The sequence below is a fragment of the Pseudomonas sp. NPDC089569 genome, assembly GCF_050280625.1.
GTDB lineage: Bacteria > Pseudomonadota > Gammaproteobacteria > Pseudomonadales > Pseudomonadaceae > Aquipseudomonas.
Window position 1 is genome coordinate 1 of sequence record NZ_JBNNVQ010000119.1, and the last position, 16,866, is coordinate 16,866.

Sequence of the window (16,866 nt, forward strand, 5' to 3'; positions counted from 1 at the left end):
GCCCGATTGCCTCGCCGGATGTGATCCAGTGGGCGCCGGGCCTGCCGAAGACGCGTTCGGGCAAGATCATGCGGCGGATTCTGCGCAAGATTGCCACGGCCGAGTACGAAGGCCTGGGCGATATCTCCACCTTGGCCGATCCGGGTGTGGTGCAGCATCTGATTGATACGCACAAGACCATGAATGTCGCGTAAGCGGCGGGTCTAGAGTGCGGAAAAGCCCCGTTCGGTATGTGCCGAGCGGGGCTTTTTTGTGTCTTGGAGTTTTGTGCCGGTTTTGCTGGCCTCATCGCTGGCAAGCCAGCTCCCACAGGTTTTTGAGGTGTGCCCAGGATCCACCCACAACCGAAATCCGTGTGGGAGCTGGCTTGCCAGCGAAGGCAATCTGTCAGGCGACAATGAATCCGGTGACAAAGGACTCAATCAATAATTATCGGTTTACCCTGTAGGCCCTTTCCCACTGTTACCTGCGATTCTTCAAGTTACTAAATGTGTAACCGCCTTGCTCCGTGACGGGGCGAAGGGAAACGCCGAGCGCCGACTCGGCGCCTGAAAACGCCTCATGAAAAATAACACCCCACGCTACGCTTGCCGGATTAGAAGGGTTTGCCAATAATAGGCCCGCAATTTGCAGCGTAGATCGGTTCCCTGTCTTTTGCCTTTGCATGATTTTGCGAGGCTGTCAATGTGCCCGAATGGCTTTCTCAGCGCTTCTGTAACTAGTTGTCGCATTGAAGAAATATCGGCTTCGGGCCTGTCGCTAGAATGCCAATCACTCGCTCGTCGTTGCCTGTGTTGAAAATTCGCACACGCTTCCTAGGACGCAGCGCTGCTTTGCGGTTTCACTCATTCGCATATTGGGCTATCGCTCACTCTGCCGTTTTAGCCCTTTACCGATGGAGTCCCGACATGAAGAAACTCATGCTGCTTGGCGCCCTGGCAATGTCCTGCGTGCTGTCTGTGCCAACCTTCGCTGATGAAAAACCTCTGAAGATCGGTATCGAAGCGGCTTACCCTCCGTTCGCCTCCAAGGCCCCGGATGGCAGCATCGTTGGTTTTGACTACGACATCGGCAACGCCCTGTGCGAAGAGATGAAGATCAAGTGCGTGTGGGTCGAGCAAGAGTTCGACGGTCTGATCCCTGCACTGAAAGTGCGCAAGATCGACGCGATCCTGTCGTCCATGTCGATCACTGAAGATCGCAAGAAGTCCGTGGACTTCACCAACAAGTACTACAACACCCCGGCGCGCCTGGTCATGAAGGCCGGCACTCAGGTCAGCGACAATCTGACCGAGCTCAAGGGCAAGAACATCGGCGTGCAGCGCGGCTCGATCCACGAGCGCTTCGCCCGTGAAGTCCTGGCCCCGCTGGGCGCTGAAATCAAACCTTACGGTTCGCAGAACGAAATTTATCTGGATGTGGCGGCCGGTCGCCTCGACGGCACCGTGGCAGACGCTACGCTGCTGGATGACGGTTTCCTGAAAACCGACGCCGGTAAAGGTTTCGCGTTCGTGGGCCCTGCGTTCACCGACGTCAAATATTTCGGCGACGGCGTAGGTATCGCCGTGCGCAAAGGCGACCAGGCCGAGCTGGACAAGCTCAATGCCGCCATCGCGGCCATCCGCGAAAACGGCAAGTACAAGCAAATCCAGGACAAATACTTCGCCTTCGATATCTACGGCAAGTAATACGTCCAGGCGACAAGTCCGAAATGGCGCAAGCAACAGGATCTCTGAGGTTTGCGCCATTTTTTCATCCCAACTTCCGAGGACCTGAATCATGTTGAAAGGCTACGGGGCTGTCATCCTTGATGGCACTTGGCTGACGCTTCAGCTCGCCTTGTCGTCCATGGCCCTGGCCATTGTTCTGGGCTTGATCGGCGTGGCCTTGCGCCTTTCGCCGGTTCGCTGGCTGGCCTGGCTGGGCGATCTGTATGCCACGGTAATTCGCGGCGTTCCCGATCTGGTGCTGATCCTGCTGATTTTCTACGGCGGCCAGGATCTGCTCAACCGTGTTGCGCCCATGCTGGGCTATGACGAATACATCGACCTGAACCCGCTGGCCGCCGGTATCGGCACCCTGGGCTTCATCTTCGGTGCCTACTTGTCGGAAACCTTCCGTGGCGCGTTCATGGCCATTCCCAAGGGGCAGGCCGAAGCCGGCATGGCCTACGGCATGAGCAGCCTCCAGGTGTTCTTCCGGGTGATGGTGCCGCAGATGATTCGCCTGGCGATTCCCGGTTTCACCAACAACTGGCTGGTACTGACCAAGGCCACCGCGCTGATTTCGGTGGTGGGTCTGCAAGACATGATGTTCAAGGCCAAGCAGGCGGCCGACGCCACCCGTGAGCCTTTTACCTTCTTCCTCGCAGTGGCGGCGATGTACCTGGTGATCACCAGTGCTTCGTTGCTGGCATTGCGTCACCTTGAGAAGCGCTACTCGGTAGGCGTAAGGGCGGCTGAGCTATGATCTTCGACTACAACGTCATTTGGGAGGCCTTGCCGCTGTACCTCGGCGGCCTGGTGACCACCCTCAAACTGCTCGCGCTGTCGCTGTTCTTCGGCTTGCTGTGTGCGTTGCCGCTGGGCTTGATGCGCGTATCGAAAAACGCCGTGGTCAATATGACGGCGTGGCTCTATACCTACGTTATTCGCGGTACGCCGATGCTGGTGCAGCTGTTCCTGATCTACTACGGTCTGGCGCAGTTTGAAGTGGTGCGTGAAAGCTTCCTCTGGCCGTGGCTGTCCAGCGCAACTTTCTGTGCCTGCCTGGCGTTCGCCATCAACACCAGCGCCTACACCGCCGAAATCATCGCCGGCAGCCTGCGCGCCACGCCGAACGGCGAGATCGAAGCGGCCAAGGCCATGGGTATGTCGCGGATCAAGATGTACAAGCGCATCCTGCTGCCGTCGGCCCTGCGCCGTGCGCTGCCGCAGTACAGCAACGAAGTGATCATGATGCTGCAGACAACCAGTCTTGCATCCATCGTGACCCTGATCGACATCACCGGTGCCGCACGCACGGTCAACGCCCAGTTCTATCTGCCGTTCGAGGCGTACATCACGGCGGGCGTGTTCTACCTGTGTCTGACGTTCATTCTGGTGAAGCTGTTCAAGCTGGCCGAGCGTCGCTGGCTGAGCTACCTGGCTCCGCGGAAGCACTGATATGGAACGCATCGATCACACATTGCCCTGGAGCCATCTGGGCAGCGAGCGCCGGATTTCTGTATTCCGCTTCGGCAGGGGCGAGCGCAAGGCCTACATTCAGGCCAGCCTGCACGCCGATGAATTGCCGGGCATGCGCACGGCCTGGACGTTGAAAAAGCGCCTGGCCGAACTCGAAGCCCAAGGCTTGCTCAACGGCGTCATCGAGCTGGTGCCCGTGGCCAATCCACTGGGCCTCGGCCAGTTGCTGCAGGGTAATCACCAGGGGCGTTTCGAGGCGGGAAGCGGCAAGAACTTCAACCGGGATTTCGTCGAGCTCAGCGCGCCGGTGGCTGCGCAAGTCGACGGGCACCTGGGTGACGACCCGCACGCCAACATCCGCTTGATCCGCCAGGCCATGAGTGACGTGCTGGCGGCGTTGCCACCGGCCACCAGTCAATTGCAGGGCATGCAGCGTGTACTGCTCAGTCATGCCTGCACCGCCGATGTCGTGCTGGATCTGCATTGCGACAGCGAAGCGGCGCTGCACATGTATGCCTTGCCGCAACACTGGCCGCAGTGGCGCTCGCTGGCCGCGCACCTGAATGTTCGGGTCGGCCTGCTGGCGGAAGATTCCGGCGGCAGTTCCTTCGATGAAGCCTGCTCGCTGCCGTGGCTGCGGTTGTCGCGCCTGTTCCCGGATGCACAGATTCCGCTGGCGTGCCTGGCGACTACCCTTGAACTGGGTGGTCAGGCCGATACGGGTCGCCCAGAGGCAGAGGCTCATGCTGAAGGCATCCTGGCGTTCCTTGCCGAGCAGGGGCTGATCGGTGGCCAATGGCCCGAGCCTGCGCAGGACGCCTGCGAAGGCATGCCGTTCGAAGGCACCGAATTGCTGTTCGCGCCGCATCCCGGCGTGGTGAGTTTTCTGCGTAAACCCGGCGAGTGGATCGAAGCCGGTGATGAGATTTTTGAAGTAATCGATCCGCTGGCGGATCGGGTCAGCACGGTGTGTGCTGGTACGTCCGGGGTGCTGTTTGCCATTGAACGGCTGCGTTATGCCCAACCCGGTTTCTGGCTGGCCAAGGTGGCGGGGCGCGAAGCGCTGCGTCACGGGCGCTTGCTCAACGACTGACTGTTTCTGTGAGACCGACCGCATGTACAAACTTGAAGTCCAAGACCTGCATAAACGCTATGGCAGTCACGAAGTGCTCAAGGGCGTGTCCCTGAAAGCGGCAGCTGGCGATGTGATCAGCATCATCGGCTCCAGTGGCTCCGGCAAAAGTACTTTCCTGCGCTGCATCAACCTGCTGGAGCAGCCGCACGCGGGCAAGATCCTGCTCAACAACGAAGAGCTGAAACTGGTGGCGAACAAGGACGGCGCGCTGAAGGCTGCCGATCCCAAGCAGCTGCAACGCATGCGTTCGCGCCTGTCGATGGTGTTCCAGCACTTCAACCTGTGGTCGCACATGACCGCGCTGGAAAACATCATGGAAGCGCCGGTGCACGTGCTGGGCGTATCCAAGGCCGAAGCGCGCGACAAGGCCGAGCATTACCTGAACAAGGTTGGCGTGGCGCATCGCAAGGACGCCTTCCCGGGCCACATGTCCGGCGGTGAGCAGCAGCGCGTGGCGATTGCCCGTGCGCTGGCGATGGAGCCTGAGGTGATGCTGTTCGACGAACCGACTTCGGCGCTCGACCCGGAACTGGTCGGCGACGTGCTGAAAGTGATGCAGTCCCTGGCCCAGGAAGGCCGGACCATGGTGGTGGTGACCCACGAAATGGGCTTTGCCCGTGAAGTGTCGAACCAGTTGGTGTTCCTGCACAAAGGCCTGGTCGAAGAAAGCGGCAACCCGCGCGAAGTGCTGGTGAACCCGCAATCGGAGCGTCTGCAGCAATTCCTTTCGGGCAGCCTCAAGTAATCAGGGCTGCATTGTGCACCCGAATGGTGCATGCTTCGCCGCCCAAAAGGCTCTTGAACTCTGTGGGAGCTGGCTTGCCAGCGATAGCGGTGGGCCAGATGGCATCTCTGGCTCGGATATACCGCCATCGCTGGCAAGCCAGCTCCCACAATGGTTCTTGGTTGGTTTTGAGATTTGCGTTCAATTACGGGCTAGCATTGGCCCATGCCTTCATCACAGTTTCTCGCTTCGGATAGCCCGCCCATGACTGCCCATCGAATTGGTTTCCTGATTTGGCCCAGCACTAAAGCTCTGACGCTGGCGCTGGCTGAGGAGGCCTTGCGTGTTGCCCAGCGTGTGCATCCGGAGGTGGTCTACGAGTTGTCGTTCCTGCAGGCGGAGACGCCGGCCGAAGGCGAGTGGCAGCTGCCGGGCGAACCGTGGGCCGGCAGGCTGGAAAATTTCCAGAAACTGTTTCTGCTGGCCGATGAGCCGCCGGCCGCGCTTGCGCCGGCGCTCAGCAGTCAACTCAAGCAACTGGTGCGTGCCGGTTGTGTGATCGGTGGTTTGTCGGCCGGTGTCTATCCGTTGGCGCAACTGGGTTTGCTCGATGGTTACCGCGCTGCGGTGCATTGGCGCTGGCAGGATGATTTCGCCGAGCGTTTTCCGAAGGTTATCGCCACCAGTCATTTGTTCGACTGGGATCGCGATCGCCTGACGGCGTGCGGCGGCATGTCGGTGCTCGATTTGCTGCTGGCAGTGCTGGCCCGCGATCACGGTGCGGAGCTGGCCGGTGCGGTATCGGAGGAACTGGTGGTCGAGCGCATTCGTGAGGGCGGCGAGCGTCAGCGCATCCCGTTGCAGAATCGCCTGGGCTCCAGCCATCCGAAACTCACCCAGGCGGTGCTGTTGATGGAGGCCAACATCGAAGAGCCGCTGACCACTGACGAAATCGCCCAGCATGTGTGTGTGTCCCGTCGCCAGCTGGAACGAATCTTCAAGCAGTACCTCAACCGCGTGCCGAGCCAGTATTACCTGGAGCTGCGCCTGAACAAGGCACGGCAGATGTTGATGCAAACCAGCAAGTCGATCATCCAGATCGGCCTGTCCTGCGGTTTTTCCTCGGGGCCGCATTTCTCCAGCGCCTACCGCAACTTCTTCGGCGCCACGCCGCGTGAAGATCGCAACCAGCGACGCAGCAGCAGCCCGTTCGAGTTGTCTTCGGTGCCGTCCGAGCGCGGTTAAGCCGATCAGTCGTCGGTCCTGGAGTCCTCCGGGGCAGGCATCCCAGCTTCGCTCCCCCCCCCCTTACACACGCACTCATCACCGCATCGGCGCCAGGGCCGATGCGAGTCTTTCTGGAAACAGTCGATCAGTCTCTGCAGGTTCTGCTCGCTCAGTGGAGTCGCCGGCGGGCTGGACAATGGGCGGTCGGTAATTGCCGCGTGCGTCGAATCGACACGGAGAGCGCCGAGCAAGCCTGCCGTAATCGCTCGCCGCCAGTTAAACTGCGCCTTTGCGACCCTATATGTCGCATTGCCGTAAACCCGGGAAAAACCGGGGTTTGCGCTATAAGAAGTTGTCGCTTGGCGGCAAGGCCGGGCTGAAAACTGTCCTTACAATCCCCCCATCGCTCACCAGTTTCAGGTGAGTGTTTTCTCTTCAGGAGACTCCGATGTCCGTTGAGCACGCTGCGGTACAACGCGCCGATTTTGACCAGGTAATGGTTCCCAACTACGCGCCTGCCGCCTTCATTCCTGTGCGTGGCGCCGGTTCCCGCGTCTGGGACCAGTCCGGTCGCGAGCTGATCGACTTCGCCGGCGGGATTGCCGTAAACGTATTGGGCCATGCACACCCGGTGCTGGTCGGTGCCTTGACCGAGCAGGCCAACAAGCTGTGGCACGTGTCGAACGTGTTCACCAATGAGCCGGCCCTGCGCCTGGCCCATAAGCTGGTCGATGCGACTTTCGCTGACCGTGCGTTCTTCTGCAACTCCGGCGCCGAAGCCAACGAGGCCGCCTTCAAGCTGGCCCGTCGTGTCGGTTTCGACCGTTTCGGCAGCGAGAAGTACGAAATCATCGCCGCGCTCAACAGCTTCCACGGTCGTACCCTGTTCACCGTGAACGTCGGTGGCCAGTCCAAGTATTCCGATGGTTTCGGCCCGAAAATCACCGGCATTACCCACGTGCCTTACAACGATCTGGCGGCGCTGAAAGCGGCCATTTCCGACAAGACCTGCGCGGTGGTGCTGGAGCCGATCCAGGGCGAAAGCGGTGTGATCCCGGCTGAGCTGGAATACCTGCAAGGTGCCCGCGAACTCTGCACCGCGCATAACGCGCTGCTGATCTTCGACGAAGTGCAAACCGGCATGGGCCGTACCGGCAAACTGTTCGCCTATCAGCATTACGGCGTGACCCCGGACATCCTGACCAGTGCCAAGAGCCTGGGCGGCGGTTTCCCGATCGCGGCGATGCTGACCACCGAAGACCTGGCCAAGCACCTGGTCGTCGGCACCCACGGCACCACCTACGGCGGCAACCCGCTGGCGTGTGCGGTGGCCGAAGCAGTGATTGACGTAATCAACACCCCTGAAGTACTGGCCGGTGTCAGCGCCAAGCACGACAAATTCAAGGCTCGCCTTGAGCAGATCGGCGAGAAATATGGCCTGTTCACCAAGGTTCGCGGTCTGGGCCTGTTGATCGGCTGCGTGCTGAGCGATGCCTGGAAAGGCAAGGCCAAGGACATCTTCAACGCCGCTGAAAAAGAAGGCCTGATGGTGCTGCAAGCCGGCCCGGACGTGGTGCGCTTCGCGCCGAGCCTGGTGGTGGAAGACGCCGATATCGACGCCGGTCTGGATCGTTTCGAGCGCGCTGCGGCAAAACTGACTCAAGCCTGATAGACCCTTCGGCGCCTGGTACTCAGGCGTCGAACCCAATTTTTGTTCCGGAGTGGTTCAAATGTGGGAGCGAGCCTGCTCGCGATGGGGCTTGGCAGCCAATATCTATGTTGTCTGACAGTGCGCAATCGCGAGCAGGCTCGCTCCCACAGGTTCCCGAAGGGAAACCGCCCGGTTTATTTTTCTCAAAGAGTTTTAAAAAAGGAGTGACACCATGCTGGTGATGCGCCCCGCGCAAATGGCTGATCTGGGCGAGGTACAGCGTCTGGCTGCGGACAGCCCGATTGGTGTCACTTCCTTGCCGGATGACGTTGAACGCTTGAGCGACAAGATCGCGGCGAGCGAAGCGTCCTTCGCTGCCGAAGTCAGCTTCAACGGTGAAGAGAGCTATTTCTTCGTTCTCGAAGACACCGCCACCGGCAAACTGGTGGGGTGCTCGGCCATCGTTGCATCCGCCGGTTATTCCGAGCCGTTCTACAGCTTCCGTAATGAAACCTTCGTGCACGCCTCCCGCGAGCTGAAGATTCATAACAAGATTCACGTGCTGTCCCAGTGCCATGACCTGACCGGCAACAGCTTGCTGACCAGTTTCTATGTTCAGCGCGAACTGGTGGGCTCACCCTTCGCCGAGCTGAACTCCCGCGGACGACTGCTGTTCGTGGCGAGCCACCCGGAACGTTTCGCAGATTCCGTAGTGACCGAAATTGTCGGTTACAGCGACGAAAATGGCGATTCGCCGTTCTGGGACGCCATTGGTCGCAACTTCTTCGACCTCAACTACGCCGAAGCCGAGCGTCTGTGCGGGCTGAAAAGCCGTACGTTCCTCGCCGAGCTGATGCCGCACTACCCGATCTACGTACCGTTGTTGCCGGATTCCGCGCAAGAGGCCATGGGCCAGGTGCATCCGCGTGCGCAAATCACCTTCGACATCCTGATGCGCGAAGGCTTTGAAACCGATCACTACATCGACATTTTCGATGGCGGTCCGACGCTGCATGCGCGGGTTTCGGGCATTCGTTCGATTGCTCAGAGCCGTGTGGTACCGGTGAAAATCGGTGAGCCGGTCAAGGGCGCCGGTCGACAGTACCTGGTGGCCAACGCCCAGTTGCAGGATTACCGCGCGGTCATGCTTGAACTTGATTACGCGCCGGGCAAACCCGTGACCCTGGATCTGGAAGCGGCCGAAGCCCTGGGCGTCGGTGAAGGTGCCAGCGTGCGCCTGGTGGCGGTTTGACGCCTGCTTTAATCGCTAGAGAGAAACATCTGGCAGCGAAGTTTCGCGGGGCGCATGGCGGCCCGTCTGAGGAGATAGCATGATCGTTCGTCCCGTACGCAGCAGCGACTTACCCGCTCTGATCGACCTGGCCCGCAGCACCGGAACCGGCCTGACCACCTTGCCGGCCAACGAAGAGCGTCTGACCCACCGGGTCGGCTGGGCCGAGAAGACCTTTCGCGGCGAAGCCGGGCGGGGTGATGCGGACTATCTGTTCGTGCTCGAAGATGACGATGGGCGTGTGGTGGGTATCTCCGCCATCGCCGGTGCCGTCGGCTTGCGCGAGCCCTGGTACAACTTCCGCGTCGGGCTGACGGTCAGCGCTTCGCAGGAACTGGGCATCTATCGCGAAATCCCGACGCTGTTCCTGGCCAACGACCTGACGGGCAACTCCGAATTGTGCTCGCTGTTCCTGCACGCCGATTACCGCACCGGTCTGAACGGTCGCATGCTGTCCAAGGCGCGGATGCTGTTCATCGCCGAGTTCCCGCAACTGTTCGGCAACAAAATCATCGCCGAGATGCGCGGTGTGTCCGATGACGCGGGGCGTTCGCCGTTCTGGGAAAGCCTTGGTCGCCACTTCTTCAAGATGGAATTCAGCCAGGCCGACTATCTGACCGGCGTGGGCAACAAGGCGTTCATCGCCGAACTGATGCCGAAATTCCCGCTGTACACCTGCTTCCTGTCGCCGGATGCGCGCAATGTGATCGGTCAAGTCCATCCGGACACCGAGCCCGCCCTGGCGATGCTCAAAAGCGAAGGTTTCAGCTATCAGGGCTATGTCGACATCTTCGATGCGGGCCCGGCCATCGAGTGCGAAACCGGCAAGATTCGCGCGGTGCGTGACAGCCAGGCGCTGGTGCTGGCCATCGGCACGCCGGGTGACGACGCCACGCCGTTCATCATTCATAACCGCAAGCGCGAAGACTGCCGGATCACTGCCGCTCCCGCACGCTTCGCCGCCGGCACGCTGGTGGTCGACCCACTGACTGCCAAACGCCTTCAACTCAACGCCGGCGATCAGGTGCGCGCCGTTGCGTTGTCCGCAGCCCGGGAGTCGAAATAATGAAGTCGCTATACATTGCAGGTGAATGGTTGGCCGGTCAGGGGGAAGCCTTCCAGTCACTGAACCCGGTCACTCAGCAAGTGCTGTGGTCCGGCGAGGGCGCCACCGCCGCTCAAGTCGAATCTGCCGTCCAGGCCGCGCGCCAGGCCTTCCCGGCCTGGGCCCGCCGCTCGCTGGAAGACCGTATTTCGGTGCTCGAAGCCTTTGCCGCGGCATTGAAGAACCATGCCGACGAACTGGCCCACACCATCGGTGAGGAAACCGGTAAACCGCTGTGGGAAGCCGCGACTGAAGTCACCAGCATGGTCAACAAGATCGCGATCTCGGTGCAGAGCTACCGTGAGCGTACCGGCGAGAAGAGTGGCCCGCTGGGCGATGCCGCCGCCGTATTGCGCCACAAGCCCCATGGTGTGGTTGCGGTGTTCGGCCCGTACAACTTCCCCGGTCACCTGCCCAACGGTCATATCGTGCCAGCGCTGTTGGCCGGTAACAGTGTGCTGTTCAAGCCAAGCGAGCTGACACCGAAAGTCGCCGAGCTGACGGTCAAGTGCTGGATCGAGGCCGGTTTACCGGCGGGTGTGCTGAACCTGCTGCAAGGCGCGCGCGAAACCGGCATCGCCCTGGCGGCGAATCCGGAGATCGACGGTCTGTTCTTCACCGGCTCCAGCCGCACCGGCAACCATTTGCACCAGCAGTTTGCCGGTCGTCCGGACAAGATCCTCGCGCTGGAGATGGGTGGCAACAACCCGTTGGTGGTCGACCAGGTCGCCGATGTCGATGCAGCCGTCTACACCATCATTCAGTCGGCGTTCATTTCCGCCGGTCAACGCTGCACGTGCGCACGTCGCCTGCTGGTGCCGCAAGGCGCCTGGGGTGATGCCCTGCTGGCGCGCCTGGTGGCGGTCAGCTCGACCATCGAGGTCGGCGCGTTCGATCAGCAGCCGGCACCGTTCATGGGCTCGGTGATTTCCCTTGGCGCGGCCAAGGCGTTGATGGACGCTCAGGCGCATTTGCTGGCCAACGGCGCGGTAGCGTTGCTGGAGATGACTCAGCCCAAGGCTCAAGCCGCCTTGCTGACCCCCGGCATTGTCGATGTGACCGCCGTGGCCGATCGCCCTGACGAAGAACTGTTCGGCCCGTTGCTGCAAGTGATCCGCTACGCTGATTTTGAAGCGGCGATCGCAGAAGCCAATGACACCGCCTATGGCCTGGCAGCTGGCCTGCTCTCGGATTCCGAAGCGCGTTACCAGCAATTCTGGCTGGAAAGCCGTGCCGGCATCGTCAACTGGAACAAACAGCTGACCGGTGCCGCCAGCAGCGCGCCATTCGGTGGCGTCGGCGCCTCGGGTAACCATCGCGCCAGTGCCTATTACGCGGCCGACTATTGCGCGTACCCGGTGGCCTCGCTGGAAACCCCGAGCCTGGCCTTGCCGGCCGCATTGACGCCTGGCGTGAAAATGGCGTGATGCCCTTTCGCGAGCAGGCTCGCTCCCACATGGATTATGCAAAACCTGTGGGAGCGAGCCTGCCCGCGAAGGCCGCGACTCGGTCTAAATGAATGGTTACTGAAGCCTATAACAACAGATTTTCGTGGAGCCTCGCTGATGAAATCCTATGAAGTCAATTTCGACGGTCTAGTGGGGCCGACCCATAACTACGGCGGCCTGTCCTACGGCAACGTCGCGTCCCAGAGCAACAGCCAGCAGTCCTCGAATCCCAAGGAAGCGGCACTGCAAGGCCTGGCGAAAATGAAAGCGCTGATGGACATGGGCTTTCAGCAAGGCGTGCTGGCACCGCAGGAACGCCCTGACGTGGCGGCACTGCGTCGCCTGGGCTTTGGCGGTACCGATGCGCAAGTGATCGAGCGCGCTGCCAAAGAAGCGATGCCGTTGCTGGTCGCCAACTGCTCGGCATCGAGCATGTGGGTCGCCAACGCCGCTACTGTCAGCCCGAGTGCCGATACCGCGGACGGCCGCGTGCATTTCACCGCCGCCAACCTGAACTGCAAATACCACCGCAGCATCGAACACCCGACCACCAGTCGCGTACTGGGGGCGATGTTCGCTGACCAGAAGCACTTTGCCCATCACGCCGCCTTGCCGGCCGTGGCGCAGTTCGGTGATGAAGGGGCGGCCAACCACACGCGTTTCTGCCGTGAATATGGCGAGGCCGGCGTCGAGTTTTTCGTGTTTGGTCGCAGTGCATTCGATACCCGCTATCCGGCGCCGCAGAAATACCCGGCCCGCCAGACCCTCGAAGCCTCCCAGGCCGTTGCTCGCCTGCATGGCCTGAAAGACGAAGGCGTGGTCTATGCCCAGCAGAACCCGTCGGTGATTGATCAGGGCGTGTTCCACAACGATGTGATCGCCGTGGGTAATGGCGAAGTGCTGTTCTATCACGAAGACGCGTTCCTTGAGACCGAGCAGATGCTGGCGCAATTGCAGAGCAAGCTCGCCAAGGTCGGTGGCAAGTTCCAGGCGATCTGCGTGCCGCGGTCCGCGGTCAGCGTTGAAGACGCAGTTCGCTCCTACCTGTTCAATAGCCAGCTGCTGTCGCGTCCGGACGGTTCCATGCTGTTGATCGTGCCGGAAGAGTGCCGGGGCAATGAACGTGTCTGGCAATACCTGCAAGGATTGACCAGCTCCGGCGGCCTGATCCGTGAGGTGAAGGTGTTCGATCTCAAGCAAAGCATGCAGAACGGTGGTGGCCCCGCTTGCCTGCGGCTGCGTGTCGCGCTCAACGAAACCGAGCTGGCGGCGGTCAATCCAGGGGTTATCATGACGGCGCCGTTGTATGGCTCGTTGACCGCATGGGTCGAAAAGCACTATCGCGACCGCTTGACCGAAAACGATCTCGCGGACCCGCAATTGCTGCTTGAATGCCGGACGGCACTGGATGAACTGACACAAATCCTTAAACTGGGCGCGGTTTATCCATTCCAGATCAATTGATGACCAGTGCGTCGCCTCATCGCGGCGCACGGTTTCATCTCCCCAAGAGAGCGTAAAGATGAGTGATTCCCTGCAGCTGATCCTTGAAGACACCGATGGCACGCAATTGCAAACCTCGTGCACCCGCGTCGCAGTCATGTGGCAAGGCAAAGAGCTGTGGATCCAGCAGGATGGCCGCGGCCAGTTGCTGATTGGCGTGGACGTCGAAGAAGACGATGAAGAGTACGCCAACCTGCTGTTGCGCCCATTGGCGACTAATCTGGTAAGTCTGCAACTGGAAATGGAACCGGCTGACCTTGGCGACGAGGAACATGTTCACGGTCCGGATTGCAATCACGATCACTAAGGAAACCGCTCTATGCTCGCCCTCGGCAAACTGCTTGAACTGACCCTCGCCGGCCGCGAACCGGCGGAGAAGACTCAACTGACTGTCGAAGGCGTGCGCATGCGCTGGTTGAGCGAAGGTGCGCTGGAAGTCCGGCCACCCGAAGCACGTGACAATGGCCTGGACCTGCTGCTGTCGGCGGGTATCCATGGCAATGAAACAGCGCCGATCGAGTTGCTCGATCGGCTGCTGCACGACATCGCCCGCGGCGATCTGAAGCCGCGTGCACGTATTCTGTTTCTGTTCGGAAACCCTGAGGCGATTCGCAAGGGTGAGCGTTTCATCGAGCAGGACGTCAATCGGCTGTTCAACGGCCGTCACGAACAAAGCAGCGGTTCAGAAGCCTTGCGTGCCTGTGAGCTGGAGCGGCTGGCCGCCAGTTTCTTCAACCTGCCGGATCGCCAGCGCCTGCACTACGACCTGCACACCGCGATTCGTGGCTCGAAAATCGAGCAGTTCGCGTTGTATCCCTGGAAGGAAGGCCGTCAGCATTCCCGCCAGGAGCTGGCTCGCCTGCGCGCTGCCGGTATGGAGGCCGTGCTGCTGCAGAACAAGCCGTCCATCGTTTTCAGTTCCTATACCTACGACAAGCTCGGCGCAGAGTCCTTCACCCTTGAACTGGGCAAGGCGCGACCTTTCGGGCAGAACGCCGGGGTCAACGTGAGCCTGCTCGAAAATCGCCTGAAACAGATCATCGAGGGCGCGGAGCCCGAGTCGACCGAAACGGCGCTCGATGGTTTGCAACTGTTCAGCGTGGCGCGGGAAATCATCAAGCACAGCGACAGCTTCCGCCTGAATCTGCCGACGGACATCGAGAACTTTTCCGAGCTGGATGTGGGCTATTTGCTGGCCGAGGACATTGCCAATACCCGCTGGATCATCGAGGAAGAGGGCGCCCGGATCATCTTCCCCAACCCGAAGGTCAAGAATGGCCTGCGCGCCGGCATCCTGATCGTGCCGACAACCGACGATAACCTCGCCTGAAAAACACGCGCACTTCTTGTGACTGATCGTTCCCACGCTCTGCGTGGTAATGCATCGCGGGACGCTCTGCGTCCCATTCAACGCCGAACGCAGAGCGTTCATTGAGGCGTTCCCACGCAGAGCGTGGGAACGATCAGACCTGGGGGCTGTTAAACGGCTATCGCGCGCGGTTCTGTGCGACACAGCGCACGCACCTTGCTCAAGGTATCGGCACAGGTCTTCGCCGCTTCCTGACCCTTGTGCACGAAATGCTCGAAGAAGAACTGATGATGCAGTTCTTCACCGGCATGGAAGTGGTGCGGGGTCAGGGACACCGAGAACACCGGCACTTCAGTTTCCAATTGAACCTGCATCAGGCCGCTGACGACTGACTGGGCGACGAATTCGTGACGGTAGATGCCGCCGTCCACCACCAGGGCTGCCGCGACGATGCCGGCATAACGACCGGTCTTGGCCAGCAACTTGGCGTGCAAAGGCATTTCAAAGGCGCCGCCGACCTCGAAGAAATCGATATCGGATTCCTGATAACCCTGGGCAATCATTTCGGCGACGAAGCCTTTACGGCTCTGATCAACAATATCCTTGTGCCAGCAGGCCTGGATGAACGCTACGCGTTCGCCCTGATGGTTTTTGCTTTTGCTGTCGATTGCGGTGGGTTGCATGTTCTGACTCCTGTTTGTGTAAAAACAGGGCGTTATGAATCGAAAGGGATTTAAGGGTGCGCGCACCGGCACGAATGCCCGGAGACGGCCCTTTGGCGTCAATCCCGTTCTCTCTTCATCCGGACTATGACCGTCGGCCCCGGAATCACACCGGGTCTGCTGACCTTGCCGCCAATCACCACTGAGGTGGTGTTGTCTGCAAGCGCTCGCGGGCTATGCGCATTGCGCGCAATTACCGCCGGTGGGGAGTTGCACCCCGCCCTGAGAACGTTTTTGCCGCCGGAATGTTCGGCGGCGCAGCGTTTGTAACACATATTTTCTGCATGCGCATGGAGGCTTTCAGATGATTGCTATCGGATTTTTTGTTGCTTGAACCGGGTTTTTCCTCATCCAAGGGTTGATTATTCATCGGGGCGACCGCAGTAACGCTTTCATGAAAAGGGATTTTCCCCTGTTTACCGAGGCCAGATTCATGAGCGTAATCGATCTTCGCAGCGACACAGTCACCCAACCTTCGGCCGGCATGCTCGACGCGATGGCCACAGCGGCTACCGGAGACGATGTTTATGGCGAGGATCCGACCGTCAATCGGCTGGAGGCCGAATTGGCCAAGCGCCTCGGTTTTGCCGCCGCGCTGTTTGTCCCTACCGGCACGATGAGCAATCTGCTGGGCTTGATGGCCCATTGCGAGCGAGGAGACGAGTACATCGTCGGCCAACAGGCTCATACCTATAAATACGAAGGTGGCGGTGCGGCGGTGCTCGGATCGATCCAGCCGCAGCCGCTTGAGCAGCAAGCGGACGGTTCGCTGGATCTGGCGCAGGTCGCCGCCGCGATCAAGCCGGACGACTTCCACTTTGCCCGTACCCGATTGCTGGCGCTGGAAAACACCATGCAGGGCAAGGTCTTGCCGCTGGAGTATCTGGCCCGGGCCCGCCGCTTTACCCGTGAACACGGGCTGCAGCTGCATCTGGACGGTGCACGGTTGTACAACGCTGCGGTCAAGTTGGGTGTCGACGCCAGGGAAATCACCCAGCATTTCGATTCTGTCTCGGTCTGTCTGTCCAAGGGACTGGGTGCGCCGGTCGGGTCTGTCTTGTGCGGCTCGGTGCCATTGATCGATAAGGCCCGGCGTTTGCGCAAGATGGTCGGCGGTGGAATGCGTCAAGCCGGGATTCTGGCTGCGGCAGGTCTGTATGCGCTGGACAACAACGTGCAGCGCCTGGCCGACGACCACGCGAACGCGCAGTTGCTGGCCGAAGGGCTGCGTGCGGCAGGTTATGAAGTTGAACCGGTGCAGACCAACATGGTTTATGTGACGATGGGCGACAGGGCCGAGGCGCTCAAGGCCTTTGCCGCCGAACGCGGGATCAGGCTCAGCGCCGCCGCACGCTTGCGGATGGTTACGCATATGGATGTCACCAGTGCGCAAATCGAGCAGGTCGTCGCGACATTCGTCGACTTTTCCCGCAAGTGATAGCGTTAGCGCTCCAATTGACTGTTTCTATCGTATAAACACGCTGTACCCCGCGCGCAGGGCCGATATAATGCGGCCCTTTGCCGTCGTTTCGTCTGGTGACGTTTCGAACAGGCCTTTGGCCGCAG

Annotated in this window: 16 protein-coding genes and 1 riboswitch; of the genes, 15 read left to right on the top strand and 1 reads right to left on the bottom strand. The window is 60.4% G+C overall.

Annotated elements, in window-relative coordinates; genetic code table 11:
- The 14 genes from ACQKP2_RS28110 to astE form a co-directional block, all read left to right on the top strand.
- On the top strand, positions 1–194 hold a 194-nt coding region (locus ACQKP2_RS28110; protein WP_427581346.1), incomplete at its 5' end, for a hypothetical protein.
- 714 nt (positions 195–908) lie between these two features.
- Entirely contained in the window at positions 909–1,688 is a 780-nt protein-coding gene (locus ACQKP2_RS28115) for an ABC transporter substrate-binding protein (protein WP_427581347.1), read from the top strand.
- Between the two features lie 91 nt (positions 1,689–1,779).
- Entirely contained in the window at positions 1,780–2,469 is a 690-nt protein-coding gene (locus ACQKP2_RS28120) for an ABC transporter permease (RefSeq protein WP_427581349.1), read from the top strand.
- A complete protein-coding gene (locus ACQKP2_RS28125) occupies positions 2,466–3,164 on the top strand; it encodes an ABC transporter permease (RefSeq protein WP_427581351.1) in 699 nt (232 codons plus the stop codon). The genes ACQKP2_RS28120 and ACQKP2_RS28125 overlap by 4 nt, the downstream gene beginning before the upstream one ends.
- Before the next feature lies 1 nt (position 3,165).
- A complete protein-coding gene (locus tag ACQKP2_RS28130) occupies positions 3,166–4,278 on the top strand; it encodes a M14 family metallopeptidase (RefSeq protein ID WP_427581353.1) in 1,113 nt (370 codons plus the stop codon).
- A 22-nt stretch (positions 4,279–4,300) separates the two neighbouring features.
- On the top strand, positions 4,301–5,065 hold the full coding sequence (locus ACQKP2_RS28135; protein ID WP_427581355.1) for an ABC transporter ATP-binding protein: 765 nt from the start codon (positions 4,301–4,303) through the stop codon (positions 5,063–5,065).
- A gap of 243 nt (positions 5,066–5,308) precedes the next feature.
- Positions 5,309–6,289, top strand: coding sequence for a transcriptional regulator ArgR (gene argR, locus ACQKP2_RS28140; RefSeq protein ID WP_427581357.1), 981 nt, complete (start codon positions 5,309–5,311; stop codon positions 6,287–6,289).
- Positions 6,290–6,719: 430 nt separating this feature from the next.
- Positions 6,720–7,940: an aspartate aminotransferase family protein gene (locus ACQKP2_RS28145; protein WP_427581359.1), complete on the top strand. Its 1,221-nt coding sequence runs from the start codon at positions 6,720–6,722 to the stop codon at positions 7,938–7,940.
- A gap of 214 nt (positions 7,941–8,154) precedes the next feature.
- Positions 8,155–9,174 (top strand): arginine/ornithine succinyltransferase subunit alpha, encoded by a 1,020-nt coding sequence (gene aruF, locus ACQKP2_RS28150; RefSeq protein WP_427581360.1) that lies wholly within the window; start codon positions 8,155–8,157, stop codon positions 9,172–9,174.
- A gap of 79 nt (positions 9,175–9,253) precedes the next feature.
- A complete protein-coding gene (gene astA / locus ACQKP2_RS28155; RefSeq protein ID WP_427581362.1) occupies positions 9,254–10,279 on the top strand; it encodes an arginine N-succinyltransferase in 1,026 nt (341 codons plus the stop codon).
- Complete coding sequence (gene astD / locus ACQKP2_RS28160) at positions 10,276–11,745, top strand: succinylglutamate-semialdehyde dehydrogenase (protein ID WP_427581373.1); 1,470 nt, start codon at positions 10,276–10,278, stop codon at positions 11,743–11,745. Before astA ends, astD begins: the two co-directional genes overlap by 4 nt.
- 138 nt (positions 11,746–11,883) lie before the next feature.
- The gene (astB, locus tag ACQKP2_RS28165; RefSeq protein ID WP_427581364.1) at positions 11,884–13,230 is read left to right on the top strand and encodes an N-succinylarginine dihydrolase; all 1,347 of its coding nucleotides are present in this window, start codon (positions 11,884–11,886) and stop codon (positions 13,228–13,230) included.
- A 58-nt stretch (positions 13,231–13,288) separates the two neighbouring features.
- The gene (locus ACQKP2_RS28170; protein ID WP_427581366.1) at positions 13,289–13,576 is read left to right on the top strand and encodes a topoisomerase II; all 288 of its coding nucleotides are present in this window, start codon (positions 13,289–13,291) and stop codon (positions 13,574–13,576) included.
- 12 nt (positions 13,577–13,588) lie between these two features.
- Entirely contained in the window at positions 13,589–14,599 is a 1,011-nt protein-coding gene (gene astE, locus ACQKP2_RS28175) for a succinylglutamate desuccinylase (RefSeq protein ID WP_427581368.1), read from the top strand.
- Between the two features lie 149 nt (positions 14,600–14,748).
- On the opposite strand, the gene ACQKP2_RS28180 is transcribed toward astE, so the two are convergent.
- On the bottom strand, positions 14,749–15,261 hold the full coding sequence (locus tag ACQKP2_RS28180) for a 6,7-dimethyl-8-ribityllumazine synthase (protein ID WP_427581370.1): 513 nt from the start codon (positions 15,259–15,261) through the stop codon (positions 14,749–14,751).
- Positions 15,262–15,363: 102 nt separating this feature from the next.
- A riboswitch (FMN riboswitch) is annotated at positions 15,364–15,534 on the bottom strand.
- A gap of 199 nt (positions 15,535–15,733) precedes the next feature.
- Between ACQKP2_RS28180 and ltaE the strand changes: the two genes are divergently transcribed.
- Positions 15,734–16,738 (top strand): low-specificity L-threonine aldolase, encoded by a 1,005-nt coding sequence (gene ltaE, locus ACQKP2_RS28185; RefSeq protein ID WP_427581371.1) that lies wholly within the window; start codon positions 15,734–15,736, stop codon positions 16,736–16,738.
- Positions 16,739–16,866: the final 128 nt, after the last annotated feature.

Excerpts from the sequence above, each read along its gene's own strand:
- ACQKP2_RS28115 (WP_427581347.1), top strand. The coding sequence starts at position 909 with ATGAAGAAACTCATGCTGCTTGGCGCCCTGGCAATGTCCTGCGTGCTG.
- ACQKP2_RS28120 (WP_427581349.1), top strand. The coding sequence starts at position 1,780 with ATGTTGAAAGGCTACGGGGCTGTCATCCTTGATGGCACTTGGCTGACG.
- ACQKP2_RS28125 (WP_427581351.1), top strand. The coding sequence starts at position 2,466 with ATGATCTTCGACTACAACGTCATTTGGGAGGCCTTGCCGCTGTACCTC.
- ACQKP2_RS28130 (WP_427581353.1), top strand. The coding sequence starts at position 3,166 with ATGGAACGCATCGATCACACATTGCCCTGGAGCCATCTGGGCAGCGAG.
- ACQKP2_RS28135 (WP_427581355.1), top strand. The coding sequence starts at position 4,301 with ATGTACAAACTTGAAGTCCAAGACCTGCATAAACGCTATGGCAGTCAC.
- argR (WP_427581357.1), top strand. The coding sequence starts at position 5,309 with ATGACTGCCCATCGAATTGGTTTCCTGATTTGGCCCAGCACTAAAGCT.
- ACQKP2_RS28145 (WP_427581359.1), top strand. The coding sequence starts at position 6,720 with ATGTCCGTTGAGCACGCTGCGGTACAACGCGCCGATTTTGACCAGGTA.
- aruF (WP_427581360.1), top strand. The coding sequence starts at position 8,155 with ATGCTGGTGATGCGCCCCGCGCAAATGGCTGATCTGGGCGAGGTACAG.
- astA (WP_427581362.1), top strand. The coding sequence starts at position 9,254 with ATGATCGTTCGTCCCGTACGCAGCAGCGACTTACCCGCTCTGATCGAC.
- astB (WP_427581364.1), top strand. The coding sequence starts at position 11,884 with ATGAAATCCTATGAAGTCAATTTCGACGGTCTAGTGGGGCCGACCCAT.
- ACQKP2_RS28170 (WP_427581366.1), top strand. The coding sequence starts at position 13,289 with ATGAGTGATTCCCTGCAGCTGATCCTTGAAGACACCGATGGCACGCAA.
- astE (WP_427581368.1), top strand. The coding sequence starts at position 13,589 with ATGCTCGCCCTCGGCAAACTGCTTGAACTGACCCTCGCCGGCCGCGAA.
- ACQKP2_RS28180 (WP_427581370.1), bottom strand. The coding sequence starts at position 15,261 with ATGCAACCCACCGCAATCGACAGCAAAAGCAAAAACCATCAGGGCGAA.
- ltaE (WP_427581371.1), top strand. The coding sequence starts at position 15,734 with ATGAGCGTAATCGATCTTCGCAGCGACACAGTCACCCAACCTTCGGCC.